The 14,336-nt window shown below is 41.1% G+C and carries 13 protein-coding genes; 5 read left to right on the top strand and 8 right to left on the bottom strand.

The window, feature by feature from the left end; all coding sequences use genetic code 11:
- The first annotated feature begins 6 nt into the window (after positions 1 to 6).
- Positions 7 to 1,227, top strand: a complete 1,221-nt coding sequence (locus J2Z81_RS12940) for a glycosyltransferase (protein WP_226981361.1) — start codon at positions 7 to 9, stop codon at positions 1,225 to 1,227.
- A 61-nt stretch (positions 1,228 to 1,288) separates the two neighbouring features.
- Positions 1,289 to 2,257: a glycosyltransferase gene (locus J2Z81_RS12935; protein ID WP_319023841.1), complete on the top strand. Its 969-nt coding sequence runs from the start codon at positions 1,289 to 1,291 to the stop codon at positions 2,255 to 2,257.
- A gap of 226 nt (positions 2,258 to 2,483) precedes the next feature.
- Here J2Z81_RS12935 and wecB read toward each other — a convergent pair whose 3' ends face one another.
- Positions 2,484 to 3,554, bottom strand: a complete 1,071-nt coding sequence (wecB, locus tag J2Z81_RS12930) for a non-hydrolyzing UDP-N-acetylglucosamine 2-epimerase (RefSeq protein WP_226371513.1) — start codon at positions 3,552 to 3,554, stop codon at positions 2,484 to 2,486.
- 131 nt (positions 3,555 to 3,685) lie between these two features.
- Between wecB and J2Z81_RS12925 the strand changes: the two genes are divergently transcribed.
- The 3 genes from J2Z81_RS12925 to J2Z81_RS12915 all read left to right on the top strand — a co-directional run bounded on the left by J2Z81_RS12925 (position 3,686) and on the right by J2Z81_RS12915 (position 7,468).
- The gene (locus J2Z81_RS12925) at positions 3,686 to 4,906 is read left to right on the top strand and encodes a glycosyltransferase (RefSeq protein ID WP_226371512.1); all 1,221 of its coding nucleotides are present in this window, start codon (positions 3,686 to 3,688) and stop codon (positions 4,904 to 4,906) included.
- Between the two features lie 128 nt (positions 4,907 to 5,034).
- Positions 5,035 to 6,333, top strand: coding sequence for a nucleotide sugar dehydrogenase (locus J2Z81_RS12920; protein WP_226374318.1), 1,299 nt, complete (start codon positions 5,035 to 5,037; stop codon positions 6,331 to 6,333).
- A 13-nt stretch (positions 6,334 to 6,346) separates the two neighbouring features.
- Positions 6,347 to 7,468 carry a DegT/DnrJ/EryC1/StrS family aminotransferase gene (locus J2Z81_RS12915; RefSeq protein WP_226371511.1) on the top strand — a complete coding sequence of 374 codons (1,122 nt, stop codon included), beginning with the start codon at positions 6,347 to 6,349 and terminating at the stop codon, positions 7,466 to 7,468.
- Between the two features lie 212 nt (positions 7,469 to 7,680).
- Here J2Z81_RS12915 and J2Z81_RS12910 read toward each other — a convergent pair whose 3' ends face one another.
- From J2Z81_RS12910 to J2Z81_RS12880, 7 genes are all read right to left on the bottom strand, one after another.
- Positions 7,681 to 8,937 (bottom strand): glycosyltransferase family 2 protein, encoded by a 1,257-nt coding sequence (locus tag J2Z81_RS12910; RefSeq protein WP_029268118.1) that lies wholly within the window; start codon positions 8,935 to 8,937, stop codon positions 7,681 to 7,683.
- Between the two features lie 192 nt (positions 8,938 to 9,129).
- On the bottom strand, positions 9,130 to 9,708 hold the full coding sequence (locus J2Z81_RS12905) for a CotY/CotZ family spore coat protein (protein WP_226371510.1): 579 nt from the start codon (positions 9,706 to 9,708) through the stop codon (positions 9,130 to 9,132).
- A gap of 215 nt (positions 9,709 to 9,923) precedes the next feature.
- Complete coding sequence (locus J2Z81_RS12900; protein ID WP_226371509.1) at positions 9,924 to 10,259, bottom strand: antibiotic biosynthesis monooxygenase; 336 nt, start codon at positions 10,257 to 10,259, stop codon at positions 9,924 to 9,926.
- The gene (locus tag J2Z81_RS12895; protein WP_029268110.1) at positions 10,256 to 10,666 is read right to left on the bottom strand and encodes an ankyrin repeat domain-containing protein; all 411 of its coding nucleotides are present in this window, start codon (positions 10,664 to 10,666) and stop codon (positions 10,256 to 10,258) included. Before J2Z81_RS12895 ends, J2Z81_RS12900 begins: the two co-directional genes overlap by 4 nt.
- 14 nt (positions 10,667 to 10,680) lie before the next feature.
- Positions 10,681 to 11,448, bottom strand: coding sequence for an ABC transporter ATP-binding protein (locus tag J2Z81_RS12890; RefSeq protein WP_226371508.1), 768 nt, complete (start codon positions 11,446 to 11,448; stop codon positions 10,681 to 10,683).
- Positions 11,435 to 12,460, bottom strand: coding sequence for a FecCD family ABC transporter permease (locus J2Z81_RS12885; RefSeq protein WP_390337621.1), 1,026 nt, complete (start codon positions 12,458 to 12,460; stop codon positions 11,435 to 11,437). Before J2Z81_RS12885 ends, J2Z81_RS12890 begins: the two co-directional genes overlap by 14 nt.
- An 11-nt stretch (positions 12,461 to 12,471) precedes the next feature.
- Entirely contained in the window at positions 12,472 to 13,440 is a 969-nt protein-coding gene (locus J2Z81_RS12880) for an ABC transporter substrate-binding protein (protein ID WP_029268105.1), read from the bottom strand.
- Between the last annotated feature and the right edge of the window lie 896 nt (positions 13,441 to 14,336).

Below are 14,336 nucleotides of genomic sequence, written 5' to 3'. Positions count from 1 at the left end.
ATTGATTTGGCTAAAAAAATATGTATGGTTGTTGCTTATCATCCATTTTTGGATGCGAGAATCTTTAAGAAAGAAGCAAAAAGCTTACAAAAAATGGGATACGATGTCACGATGATTGTTCCAAGAAAAAAGGGACATTTATTTGATATTGACGGTACACCAATCAAGGATCGTTTTCGGCATAAAATTTTTACGCATGAAGGCATTAAAATCATCACTTACCATTCGGAGAGTGCTAGAACGCCATTGAACAAAGTTTTAAATGATGAGGTGGTGTGGGAAAATCAAGGATTTAATAACCCTTTAACACAGCTTGCGATGAAGCAAGACGCGGATATTTACCATACCCATGAATACCTGTCTCTTTTTGCAGGCATCGGCATCAAGCGCCTGATGAAGAAAAGAAAAGGAAAGGACGTAAAATTAATTTATGATAGCCATGAATTGATACCTGATCCATTATCCCCTAGCTACACAGAAGAACACAGAAAAAATTTGCAGGAGAAGCTTTTTTTAATGCTGGACGAAGTGGATTATGTCATTACGGTTTCCGAATCGATTAAATCCTGGTATTTATCGCATAAACCAGATCTACCGGTCGAAATCATTTATAATTCACCACCGCTTGCTAGAAGTTATAAACCCAAAGCATATGATACTGATGGTCTAACAGTCTGTTATGAAGGAAATATGGAAGGAAAGAAAGGCAGTAGGGAAAAAATGATTGGCATTTCCGACATCTGCTTTAAAAAATTCAATTTCCGGTTTAAAGTGATTGGAGGAAGTCGGTTCGGTGATTCATTGGAGATTCCACATCATCTTGAGGATGTGATCAAATTAAATGGATGGGTCGATTATCACACCATCCCAGCCCATATGAAAGATGCTGACGTTGGTTGGATTGATTTGGAAGACGTGGAGCAGTCCCTGAATCTCGCTTATTCCCTACCAAATAAATTTTTTAGCTATTTGAATAATGGTCTGCCAGTTATCGTGAATCAAAGTCATGCGATGGAAGCATTTATCCGCAAGCATCAATGTGGATTTGTCATCGGAAAAAAAGAAGCTACACCTGCCGATTATGCGGATGCTTTGCTTTCTTTGCAGCAAGATAAACAGCGGTTGAAGCGGATGAGTCAGAATGCTCGTCAGGTAATGGAAAGACTTTATTCATGGGAAAAAATGGAGGAGCGCTTGCTGTATGTTTATCAACAGCTTGAAAAATGACTAGAGGAAAGGGTGGCGAAACCAATTGCGAGTATTGCATATTCCTGAAGGGGGGCTGCCGGTGATTACTTTATCCCGTGCACTGCGCTTGAAGGGGATTACTTCTTCCGTATGCCATTTTTACGAAAATCGTTACAATTTCGAATCTGATGTATGCCTGCATTTGCAAAACATCCCGAAACATCTCAGGGAAAAGGAAATTAAAAAATATTTGGATAAGGCCATACACGAATACGATATTTTCCACTTTCATTTTGGCGGAACTTTCTTTTCAGATAAAAGGGACCTGGAGAGATTGAAGCGGGCGGGAAAGAAAATGGTTGTCCATCATCACGGGTCGGACGTGCGCATGTTATCTGTTGCAAAAGAGCGAAATCCTTACGTCCGTGTTAAACCAGAATGGACTGAGGGAAAAATAAAGAAGAGCTTATCGAAACTATCAGCGTATGTGGATCATGCGATCGTTCAGGATGAAGAATTAAAAACGTATGTAAAGGATTATTATAATCATACACACGTCATCCCACATATTGTTGACCACAACGAACTTCAGCCAAATTATCCTCCAGTCAAATCAACTCCTCTCGTTCTTCATGCCCCGACAAAACGCGATTTAAAAGGCACTGAATTTGTTCTTAGTGCCGTTGAAAAGTTGAAAAAAGAAGGTATTTCATTTGATTTTCGATTAATCGAAGGGATGGATCATCAGGAAACGATGAACCTATTATCAAAGGCAGATATCGTCATTGATCAGCTGCGCATCGGCGCCTCTGGGTATCTGAGCACCGAAGCCATGGCACTTGGGAAACCGGTGATTTGCTATATCAGGGAAGACTTGGTGGATGCGTATCCAAAAGATTTTCCGATTGTGAACGCTCATCCTAACACGATTAAGTCTGTTTTAAAAAAATTAATACAAAATCCAGCCCAGTGGAAAGAACTTGGGGTGAAAGGAAGAGCGTATATTAAACACCACCATATCGCGGCTGAAGTGATTGATGATTATATTGATATTTATAAACAATTATAGTGTGGGAGGGGGAGACCCTCTCCCTTTGCTTAGGCGGCTTCGTGAAAATTGGTCATCTATATGCGTTTTGATGTCTAAAAAATATTAAAACAGGCAGAGATGGCCACTAATCAGCGCTCTGATGACCAAATCACCTAAAATCGAGCAACTACGCTCATCCTAAGAGAAAAATATGATCCAATCTTAGGTAGCACACCCGATCTCTTCCTATTCTCAACCTTCTCCCCTAACTTCTTTCCAAAATAGTACAGATTTTTTCAGCCGTTTTTCCGTCACCGAAAAGAGGCGGATGCACCTGCGGGATTTTTAGTGCCTGAACGGTATGGATGATTTTTTTTGGATCCGCTCCTGCCAAGTGATTCCAGCCGGTTTCAACTGTTTCTGTCCATTCGGTTTCATCTCTTAGCGTCACACAAGGCACCTTTAGCATGTATGATTCTTTTTGCAAACCCCCGGAGTCTGTTAAAATCGTATTTGCTTCTGAAGCAATGGTGATCAGGTCAAAGTAACGGAGGGGCTTTGTCGTTTTTATCGAAGGGTGGTTGATCATGTGCGTTAATCCAAATGCTTGTATTTTTTGTTTTGTTCTTGGATGAAGAGGAAAGACAACCTTCCTTTTAAGTTGCTGCAGCGCCTTCAAAATGGCTTTCAGGCGCCCGGTATCGTCTGTGTTTTCAGCCCTGTGTATAGTTGTAAGATCGTAGTGCTTTGGTGAAAGAGACAACTCCTTTAAGATGTTTGATTGCTGGAGTGCTCGTGATTTAAAGTGAAGGAGCACGTCATACATAATATCTCCTGTCTGGTATACGCCACGATGGATTCCTTCCCGCCCTAAATTTTTCACCGCTGCCGGAGTTGGGCAAAATAGCCAGTCGGAGAGATGGTCTGTAAGAATTCGATTTCGCTCTTCCGGCATTTTTTTATTAAAACTTCGAAGCCCTGCTTCTACATGCGCTATGGGGATGTGGAGATTCGCCGCTGCAATACTACCTGCCAATGTTGAATTGGTATCTCCATATACAAGGACAATGTCTGGACGAACGGAAACCATGATACGCTCGAGTTTCTCCAGCATCCTGCCGATTTGTTTTCCAGGCGATGCGGAACCCACCCCGAGGTAATGATCTGGCTTTGGGAGTTCTAGTTGTTTGAAAAAAACGGAAGACATATTATCATCGTAATGCTGTCCAGTGTGTACGATCACTTCATCGGCGTTTGCGCGTGTTTTTAAAACATCAGAAATCATACTTGCCTTGATAAATTGTGGTCGTGCTCCAACGACTGTTAAGATTTTCATTTTTTTCTCCTTTCTATGAAATCATTAATCTATTCTATTCGTTATGGACCTTTTCTGGTTCTTCTTTTTCTGTTTTTTAAATATAAATTCGATAAGGACGAATATGACCTACAGAAGAGGAGGGGGAAAAGATGGGTGAGCATGTTTGTTTTTTAGTGTCGGAACATCCCTTTCTTGATGCGCGTATTTTTAAAAAAGAAGCAAAAAGCCTGCTGAAACAAGGATATAAGATGACAATGATTGTCCCTCGAAAAAATGGAAATCTATTTGATGTTGATGGCAGTGTTTTTACGGACTGTTTTCAAAAGCAGACATTTATCCATGAAGGAATTAAAGTAGTTACATATGAACAGATCTGTCCGCAAAAAAACATCAAAACACTGCTTTATAACATGCAGTCCGGTACCGCTGAGCGTTTTACGGATCCATTGACAGCACTGGGGATAGCTGAGGAAGCGGATATTTATCATGCGCATGAATTCTTTTCGCTTTATTCCGGGGTCGGCGTCAAGCGTGCTCTTACGGAAAAGGGAAAGCAGGTCAAGTTAATCTATGATAGCCATGAACTGGAACCTGATCCACTAAGTTATGAAGCTCAAAAAACGAAAAACATCAAAACGCAAATACTAGAGCAGATGTTAAACGAAGTGGATTATGTCATTACCGTATCTAATTCCATCAAAGCGTGGTACCTTTCCATCAATCCAAAACTCCAAGTCGAAGTCATTTACAATTCACCTCCATTAGCATATCCTCGCGAATTGAAACAGGGAACGGACGCAGACTTCTTGCTGGCATATGAAGGAAACATTAGTCCAAAAAGGGGAAGTTTTCATAAATTAATGGATGTACTGGACTTATGTCAGCAAGAATTTAATCTGAATCTCAAAGTCAAAATGATCGGCGGAGAAAAAGTTTCGAGTAAAGCATCTGCCCTCTCTATCCCAGCTCATTTAAAAGATAAAGTGATTTTTACCGGTTGGGTGAACTATGAATCTATTCCGGGTGTCATGCGGGACGCTGATATGGGGTGGGTGGATTTAGATGCTTTTCATTCCTTAAACAATCGGTTCGCCATGCCAAATAAATTTTTTAGTTATTTAAATAATGGAGTCCCTGTGTTAGTCAATCAATGCAAAGATATGGAAAGCTTTATTCAGCGCTACGGGTGCGGACATGTTGTAAGCAAGCTGCAAGCGACTGCGCGAGATTATGCTGAAGCCATCTCTTTTTTGCATGCAAATAGAGAGCGTGTGATGGAAATGGGGCGAAGTGCACGAAAGGCTATGGAAACTACGTACAGCTGGGGGCACATGGAAAAAAAGCTTTTTGCCGTTTATAAACAATTGTAAAAAAGGCGTTATCACGGGATAAAAGTGTTTTTTATGGATTGGATAGTTTGATGTACAATCATTCCGATCTCACTAGCATAAATTGTAATAGAATCAACTTACTAACTGCAGAAAAGAGGTGGAATAGGTTGATAGACCAACGTACATCGCAGCCGAATGCAGCTGTAGTCGGACTCGGAAAGATAGGATTGACATTAGCTGCCGTTTTCGCCAATAATGGATACAATGTGTTCGGTGCAGACATAAACGAAGATGTCGTAACAGCTGTGAATCAAGGAAAATCGCCTATCAAAAATGAACCAAAGCTGGATCAGCTCGTCTTACAAGCACATCAAAATCAAACATTATCAGCTACTAGCCTGACAGCGGATGCAGTAGCAAAGTCAGAAATTATCATTGTAATTGTTCCTGTGTTTGTTGATATACAAAATAACATCGACTATCAATGGATGGATCAGGCTGTTGAAGCTATAGCAAAAGGAATCAAACAAGGCTCCCTCGTCATTTTTGAAACGACATTATCACCGGGGGATACGAGAAATCGATTCGGGAGGAAAATAGAAGAAGTTTCCAGACTGAAATTAGGAGAAGATTTTCATCTCGCATACAGCCCTGAAAGAGTTTATTCTAATCAAATCATCCAGGACTTAGCGAATTACCCAAAAGTAGTTGGGGGACTGGATGAGAAAAGCTTGGAACTAGCTTCTACATTTTATAAAAAAGCAATCGGCTGTGAATTGATTGAAGTCAGTTCTTTAGAAACCGCCGAATTCTCGAAAGTTGCAGAATGTGTTTACAGAGACGTGAATATTGCACTCGCTAATGAATTCGCTAAGTTTGCAGAAACAAAAGGCATTTCCATTTCTGAAGTTATCACCGCAAGCAATAGTCAGCCTTATTCTCATATTCACGCGCCAGGCATCGGTGTGGGCGGCCACTGCATCCCCATCTATCCATACTTTTTTATTCATAAAGGTCTGGATCGCGGTCTAACCCCTATAGCGAGACGGATGAATGACGGGATGGCCGCTTATGCAATAGGGAAGGTGGAAGATAGGATTGGGACGTTAAAGGATAAAAATGTCCTTATACTAGGATTATCTTATCGAGGTAACGTGAAAGAGGCGACCAAATCAACGACACTGTTGTTAATGGAGCAGCTTCAGGAGAAAAAAGCTAATGTATTTGTCAATGATCCGCACTTCGCGGAAAGTGAAGTACAAAAATATGGAGCTGACTCCCTATCTCTTCAGGGATCATTTGTGTCTGAAGTCGATATCGTTATCCTGCAGGCATTTCATGAGGAATACAGCACGATTGATTTTGAAAATTTTCGTAATTGCAAGCTCGTCCTTGATGGGAGAAATAAATTAAATAAAGAAGAAATAACCCGACTTGGCATAAAATATGAAGGTATCGGGGAATAAAGGAGATGAAAAAATGCCAGACAGGATACCTATGGTAGATTTGAAGGAAGAATTAAGATTAATTCGAACACCTCTGTTAGAGGAAATTACCGAAGTCTTAGATAGCGGGGACTATATACTGGGGGAAAAAGGAAAAAAACTCGAAGAAATGGTAGCAGGCTATGTTGGAGCTTCCTATGGGATCGGTGTCGCAAACGGAACAGATGCACTACAGTTGTCCCTTGCTTCACTGAACGTCGGGCCGGGTGATGAAGTGATCACAACCCCATTCACATTTTTTGCTACAGGAGAGACAATTGCACAAGTAGGAGCAAAGCCAGTTTTCGTTGATATTGAAGAAGAAACGTATAATATGGACCCTTTTAAACTCGAAGAAGCGATTACTCCAAACACAAAAGCAGTCATCGTCGTTCATTTGTACGGGAAAGCTGCGAATATGAAAGAAATCATGAAAATCGCAAAAGCCCATCATTTGTGGATCATCGAAGACGCATGCCAAGCGATTGGAACAGAAGCAGACGGGAAAAGAACCGGGGCAATCGGTGATATTGGCTGTTTCTCCTTCTTTCCGTCCAAAAACCTCGGAGCATTTGGAGACGCTGGCATGGTGACAACTAATCATAAAAAGGTTGATGAGCGGATAAAGAAGTTAAGAAACCATGGTAGCGAAACGAAATATTGTCACGATTCCATCGGGATGAACAGCAGGCTCGATGAACTTCAAGCAGCAATTTTACTTGTGAAATTATATTATCTGGATGTTTTCTTGCATAACCGAAAAGAGATTGCGAGAAAATACACCGAAAATCTGCACCCATCTCTGAAGAAACCATGTGTAGCGACAGGTCGTGAACACACATTTCATCAATATTGCATTGAATTAGACAGGAGAGATGAGCTTGCTTTAGAATTAAAAAATACTGGAATTGCCTCCGCAATTTATTACCCCGTCCCCCTCCACCTGCAGAAAGCTTTCCACTATCTATCTTATAAGAAGGGTGACTTTCCAGTTGCAGAAAAAGCGTCTGAGCGGATACTCGGACTTCCTATCTTTCCGATGTTAACGTATGAAAACCAAAATCACATCATTGCAACGGTGAATAAATTTATAGAAAACAATGGAGAAAACAGCTAAGTTGGAGTTTTCTGCAGGGACAGAAAACTTTCTGTTTTTTGCGAATCAAGCAGTAAGATCCACCCGCACCAAAAGCTGGTCAGGTCGAGCGACAGTTGGTCGTCCAAGTCGCGCAATAACCTGTTCCATTCATGCGAGAATCACCCCAAGTCGCGAAACGGCCTTCCATTATAAAAGAAGGGAATTTTCTGCCCCCCCCGGTAGAAAATTCCCTATTTGAGTGTCTTTAAAAATGCCTTCCAGTTGGCAAGATTGTTTTTCGTAATGCTGTTCTCATGTTCCCTTACATTATAAACCGTGAAATCGCAGTATAGAAACTGCCAGTCTCTGATTAAACGGTTTAGCACACTCACGTCTTCATATAGTCTTCCATTTTCAAATGCAATTACCGGAAATCCCCCGATCTTTTTTAAAGAAGAGGTCCGGTAAATTCTCGGCCCAAGTGGAAATCGATAAGCCAGCAATTCGGCTCTATCTTTTACTTTCTTCCCCATTGCAATCCTTTTAAAGAGAAGGTCGCCCTTTGCTTGCTTCCACTTTTTTAAATTCCCATATAATAATACAATATCCTCCGGTAGATCAGATAATTGTTTTTTTATGACCGAGATAGCATCCGGATCAAGCCAGTCATCTGCATCAAGTTCTAAGATAAAGTCAGATGTAACATAAGGCAGCAACTGATTTAAAGCCCGTGCTTTTCCTCCGTTTTTTTTATGGAATACCTGTACTTTTTCTCCGTCCCGCCATTTTTGTAGCTGGTGATAGGAATGATCGCTTGATCCGTCATCCATGATTAATAATTGATCCGGCTGCGCGTTTTGCAAGAGGCAAGAGGCAACTGCGATTTCTACGTAATTTTCCATATTATAATTGGAAAGAAGTAGGGACACGGTCGGGGATCGTGGCTCCACCTGATTTTCTAGCTGATATTTTTGGATCATTTTTTGCTTATGGATGGTGTTTGTGGAATTACTTTTTCTTGCTTGTTTGATGAGTCCCTCTTCAAAAGTGATCAGGGAACGATCCACGTTGGAAAGCCAGGCAGGAAAAAGTGCCTCCTTAAATGGTACTTGTAGACGAGAGAGTAGTTTATGCTTTCTTAAAAAGGAAGTCCTAACGAGCAATGGTTGATGATGGGGCGTTTCTAAAACTTGCTTTGTAGCAAGATTGAGGGAATTCACATGTACAGCAGGAGAGAGGTATTCGTTATCCTGAAGAAATAATAGATACGTACTATCGATTGGTTGGATGGTATGATTAATTGTTTCGCCTATATCCTTTCCATTGACCGGAATAGGTTTGATTTCATCCAGCCAATCATGTTCAGACATGCTGATGGAAGAGGTATTTGGATCCTGCAGGACGATAACAGATTTGATTCTAGCGTTGATTTTTTTTAATGAGAAGATCGCTTTATTAAGAATTGCCTTGCTGGAATAGGGCATGAGGACAGCAGTTATATCTTTCAATCGTAAACCTCCTTCCTTCAATGATTGTACTTTTTCACATACAAAGAAGAACTTTTCTAGAGTTGAGGGGGGACTTTCTTTAGCCCCCACTGAAATGTCTTAATGATTTCGTTATGGCTTAGGAGACGCTAAGAAAAGGCTAGATGTGCCTATGCAAATCCTCAAGAAAGCGATGGATCTATTCTGTGAAATTTAGTCTGTATTGTGGGATTCAGGAGCTTCTTCAAATGGTATTGGCGTGATCGGATCCAGGCATGTGATACCTAGAAAATGGTCTAGGTTGACGATGATGCAAATGCCCGTTGCCTGGAAATCAATTACGAGGTCATCTGTCGGAAAAAATGGAGCAATCGTACCGCTGTCATCCTCTAGTTCTGGCATTAAAATGTCACGTGATTCTGTAACTGGCAATAACAATTCCAACTGAAGACAGTTGTCACTGCCTTTTACAAATCGTTTTGCACGAAAGATAGGTGTTTCGATACTGCCAAAGAAGGTATCCTCTTTCTTATCTAATGGAGCCTGAAATACACCACTTCCCATGAACGGCTTGCACGTGTCAGCGCAATAAAGGATAAATGGAATTGTGGTATGACTTGGATTAACGGCACTTGGTTTTCGTAATTGGCGAATCGAATTTTCACAGCTTGTCGCACAACGATCTTCCGCTTCCTCCTGTACTTTCACAATTCTTCTTATAACGTCTTTTACACATTCCTCCGGTTTCTCTTTCGACTCACCATATTGCTTATACTGTTTAGATTCATCCATAATAGCTCTCCTTTTTATAAAACTAATTAGCGCTATCTCTATTAATTTATGTCAGTAAAAGGATAAAAGGATGTATAAGCGTCCACAAAAAGAAAAAATGGTCGTGATGCCTCGTTGCTTTAGAGGAATGCCTGTCATTTCCTGAACGTTTTCGAATAAGTAATGAAACAAAGCAGCCATCCAAGAAGGGAATGGCTGCTTTATTTTCATGTTTTTTATTCTGCTGGTTCGTGTTGGATACTGACTTCGAACATGGAAAGCTCGGAGCCAAGAATAGGGCTATCTTCTGATTTTTGCTCTTGTTTCTTTTTTGCTGCATGGGCTTTTTTAGATGCTCTGCTTTCTCTCCAGGCATCAAAATAAGCTTGACTTTTCCATGTGGTGCAGATTTGCAACTCCTCATCGTCCGTTGTGTTTTCTTTCTTTAGTACTTCCATGAAAACAAACCCTTCAAAGGTATGTACGGATTTAGGTGTTTTAAATCGTGCGAGGATTTCTTCTGTCCTTCCTTTTTTTATACGTAGTGTGTTTACTGCTTTGATCATTGTCATATGATTTCCTCCTTAGCGAATTGTTTTTGCAGGTATTCTAGCACCGGCGTGGCTGGCATTCCGCCCATTTCTGCATGACGAATGAGCGGAATGCCGTGTGGACCGGCTGCATGAAGTGCGCTTGGCTGCCGGTCAATCATTCCTTTTACAATCGCGAGTTCCCCGAGCATGGCTGCAGCGAAAATATCCATTCGTGCACCGCGCTCAAGGAGCCACTCGACGATGTCGCGGTTCCCTGTATGTGCGGCAGCGCCAAGACCGCTCTCCCAATCATCTTTATTCCAATTGATAACCGCGTGAATTAATGCAGGCTCCTGCTCAATGAGCCGTTTTACTTCCTCAAAATTTCCATGAGCAGCAATAATATAATCTTTTACTAATTCAGGATTTAATGGTTCTCGTTTCATATAGACATCTCCTTTTACAATTTTAATGGGGTGAAAAATGTATTTCCATTTTGTTTATGAATCGTTGCATCAATCTGAAATATCGATTGGAACATCTCACGACACAAGACACACTGTGGAATACCATCATAATGAATGTTGCCATTTTTCATCACAACGAGGCGGTTACTGTACCGGGCAGCTTGATTAATATCATGCAGAACCATAAGTACCGTCATGCCAAATTGCTTATTTAATTGTTGTACCAATTCCATGACATCGAGTTGATGGGCAATATCAAGAAAGGTAGTCGGTTCATCTAGTAGCAGGATTTTTGGGCGCTGGGCAATAGCAAGGGCAATCCATGCGCGCTGTCTTTCTCCACCGGATAGGGAATGCAGCATCCGGTTTTTGTAATTGGTTAGATTTGTTACCTCTATGGCCCATTGAATAATTTCCTCATCTTCCTTTGCCAGCCTGCTGTGAGATTTGCGATGTGGGTATCTGCCAAATTCAATCAGTTCCTGTACGGTTAAATCCGATTGTTGCTCTTGCATCTGCGGGAGCATGGCGAGCTTTTTGGCAACATCCTTGCTTTTCATTGAATCGATCACGCTGCCATCGAGAATGATTTCGCCTTCTTTCGGCTTGATTAACCGGGAAATCAGTCGTAGCAATGTAGACTTCCCAGATCCATTGGGGCCTACAAGACTGACAATCTCTCCTTGGTTGATGTTCAAATTTACTCCATTCAGCTGAAATGACACAGAATGTTCAAATGAAACATCTTTAGTGCGAAGCAAATGAATCCCTCCTTCTATGAATCATGTATAAGAAAAATGGACCTCCCAGGAACGATAATAAAATTCCAACAGGTATTTCAATTGGTTCAAAAGCACTCCGGGCAATCGTATCGGCAAGGACGACCAACAATCCTCCTCCAAGCGCAGAAGCGGGAAGAAGGTACTTATGATCCCCGCCAATCATAATGCGAAGAATATGCGGTACCACCAGTCCCACAAAGCCAATTAATCCTGCGACACTTACCGCAATGCCTGCAAGTAAGGTACTTAATATAATAAGGAAAAAACGGGTTCTCTCCACATTATGTCCAAGCAGTTTTGCCATTTCATCTCCCAGCCGGAGTATACGAATATGCTTGATGCCGTAAATTGCCAAAAGAAGGGCGGCGATGGCATAGTAAATAATCATCTCAAACTGATTCCAGCCTACTCCTGCGATTCCCCCGGCTAGCCAAGGAAGCACGGATTGGACACGATCACTATACAAAATCATGAGTGCACTCATAGCCGCGCCAATCACAGCATTAATAGCAACTCCGACAAGAATAATCCGTACCGGAGAAGTTCCTCCCTTCCACGAAAGGATGTAAATGAGAAGCGCGGTAATAAGCGCTCCTAAAAAAGCGGCAAGTGGTACCAGCGCAATGTACGCCGGAAAAATAATCATGATGACTGTAGCAGCAATACCAGCACCAGATGAAACACCGATGATTCCCGGATCGGCAAGGGGATTGCGCATGACCCCCTGAAGAATGGCACCAGATGAAGCAAGGCACATACCTACAATTAATCCAATTAACACACGGGGAAAACGCAAATCCCACACAATACGCCTTGCCAATGAGTCTTCTTTACTAAAAATGCCATCCCATATGCCTTGCAAACTAAATGAAACTTGCCCAATCATTAGGCTCATGATAGAAGCAACCACTAGGAATAAGCCACATGTCAGGATGACGATGGTCCGTTTTTTCGCGAGCGGATGTCTGTTTTTTTGTACGATATTCTCCATCACTTCCATCTTTAGTTCGCCTCAGTGAGATTTTCTTGCATGATTTGCAGTGCCTCTGCCACCTTCGTTCCGGGGTTGGATCCGAATAAATGGGATGGAAGCACAATGACACGATCATTTTTTACTGCATCAAGGTTTTTCCATGTCGCATTTTGATTCATTTCTTTTTGAAATGCTTGCTTGACTCCCTCTGGGTCACCGTGGGTGATTAGCATGATGATCTCAGGATTCTTCTTAATGATTTTTTCTGGACTGATACTGGCGTATTGCGGAAATTTCTCTTCCTTTGGAAAATCGGCGGCAATATTTTTTCCACCGGCTTTTTCAAGCAGATCACCGGATAAGGAGCTTGGAAGTGCTGCCAGATATGTACCCGGAGCCCCGTATACGAGTAGTGTCCTAGCATTTGGAGCGTCGCTGTTTTTTATCTTGTCAATCTTATCTGAAATGCTTTGATTGATTTTTTTCGCTGATTTTTCTTTCCCCAGCAAGGTTCCAAATGTATGTATCGAATCCTGGATATCTTCGATGGAATTTGCTTTCGTATAAACCAGTTGAATGCCTTGCTGCTTCATTTTATCTTCATACTGCTTAAAGCTGATGGGGACCACCAAGACTTCCGGGTTTACTTTTGCAATTAATTCGAAATTAGGCTGATGCGGGTTGCCGATTTCTGTGATTTTGTCGTTTTTTGTAGCAGCCGGACCGCTTGATGTAGGGCGACCAGTTAGGTTTGCATCCAGTGCCTGTAAAATATCGAGTACTCCAGAATCAAGTGTAGCAATGGATGTTGGAGCTTCTTCAAAAGTTAGCTTCTGCCCAGATGCATCGGTAATTTCAATTGTATTTGTTTGTGATTCTTGCTTTTCATCTGTTTGTTGGGCTTTCTCTTTTGCTGTGGACGTGTTACTTTCCTGACTGCATGCAGCCAAAGCGCATAACAGCGTTAAAAATATAATTAAGATTAAGACTTTCTTCACTTTTTCTCCTCCTATTTAATAATGATAATCATTCTCATTGGTTTGTATTATAATTGAGAATGATTATCAATGTCAACAATTATTGAAAAAATTTCAAAAATAAATGGGATGGTGCCTGTCAGTTCTGCAAGTTTCACAGGTTGATTGTTTTAGTTAGACGAATGTTTCTTGTTTTTAAAAATATTAAGGAAGAAACACGATCATTTAGCATTTATCATTTCAGGTGGGAAGACTCCCTTTACCATTTTGTGCTAGGGATAGCCAAAAATAGGGGGTGATAAATATGAGGTTGTGACAAGAAATGTTTTGGTACGTAACATATCCAAGCAATAATTACCCCATACGTAGCGAAGTTGCGAAAACCAAGCTAAAGTAGAATGTGTGGTAATCCACCGTGCAAAATTTGTCGCCATCACCGTAGGGACTACGGGTGGAGCCTGCTCCATGGTTACACTGGTGTTCGCAGGAATCTTCCACTTTTAAACAAAGTGAAAGTGGGAGTAGTTCAACGAATGGAACCAATGTACAAGTCTTCGAAAGAATGTTTATGGTGCAATCGTTTTTTGATTTGGGTTATTTTGGAATAGAAAAGTGGTTGACTATTTCTCTTGATGGTTGTATTATTGAATTCCGCTGTTAAAAACAGTGGTTATTTACGAAAAAGAAAAAATGAATAAACATTCTTTCATCATTATAAAATATGTCAAAATTTAATTCGCTAGCCTATTTTAATAAGTAATGAGCGGATAGGTTGATTTGAAAAAGATTTTTTGAAATTCCTATTGACATGAAAATGATAGAATGATATATTAATAAAGTCGCCATTTTGAACGGCGAAGCACAATTTGCTCTTTGAAAACTGAACAAAACAACCAGTATGTCAAGAATATAGATGA

The organism is Virgibacillus alimentarius (assembly GCF_017874635.1).
In the GTDB taxonomy this organism is placed as follows: domain Bacteria; phylum Bacillota; class Bacilli; order Bacillales; family Amphibacillaceae; genus Virgibacillus_B; species Virgibacillus_B alimentarius.
Note: the sequence above shows the minus strand (reverse complement) of the source record. Positions and strands in the feature narration are given on the sequence as shown.

Excerpts from the sequence above, each read along its gene's own strand:
- wecB (WP_226371513.1), bottom strand. The coding sequence starts at position 3,554 with ATGAAAATCTTAACAGTCGTTGGAGCACGACCACAATTTATCAAGGCA.
- J2Z81_RS12925 (WP_226371512.1), top strand. The coding sequence starts at position 3,686 with ATGGGTGAGCATGTTTGTTTTTTAGTGTCGGAACATCCCTTTCTTGAT.
- J2Z81_RS12915 (WP_226371511.1), top strand. The coding sequence starts at position 6,347 with ATGCCAGACAGGATACCTATGGTAGATTTGAAGGAAGAATTAAGATTA.
- J2Z81_RS12905 (WP_226371510.1), bottom strand. The coding sequence starts at position 9,708 with ATGGATGAATCTAAACAGTATAAGCAATATGGTGAGTCGAAAGAGAAA.
- J2Z81_RS12900 (WP_226371509.1), bottom strand. The coding sequence starts at position 10,259 with ATGACAATGATCAAAGCAGTAAACACACTACGTATAAAAAAAGGAAGG.
- J2Z81_RS12895 (WP_029268110.1), bottom strand. The coding sequence starts at position 10,666 with ATGAAACGAGAACCATTAAATCCTGAATTAGTAAAAGATTATATTATT.
- J2Z81_RS12885 (WP_390337621.1), bottom strand. The coding sequence starts at position 12,460 with ATGGAGAATATCGTACAAAAAAACAGACATCCGCTCGCGAAAAAACGG.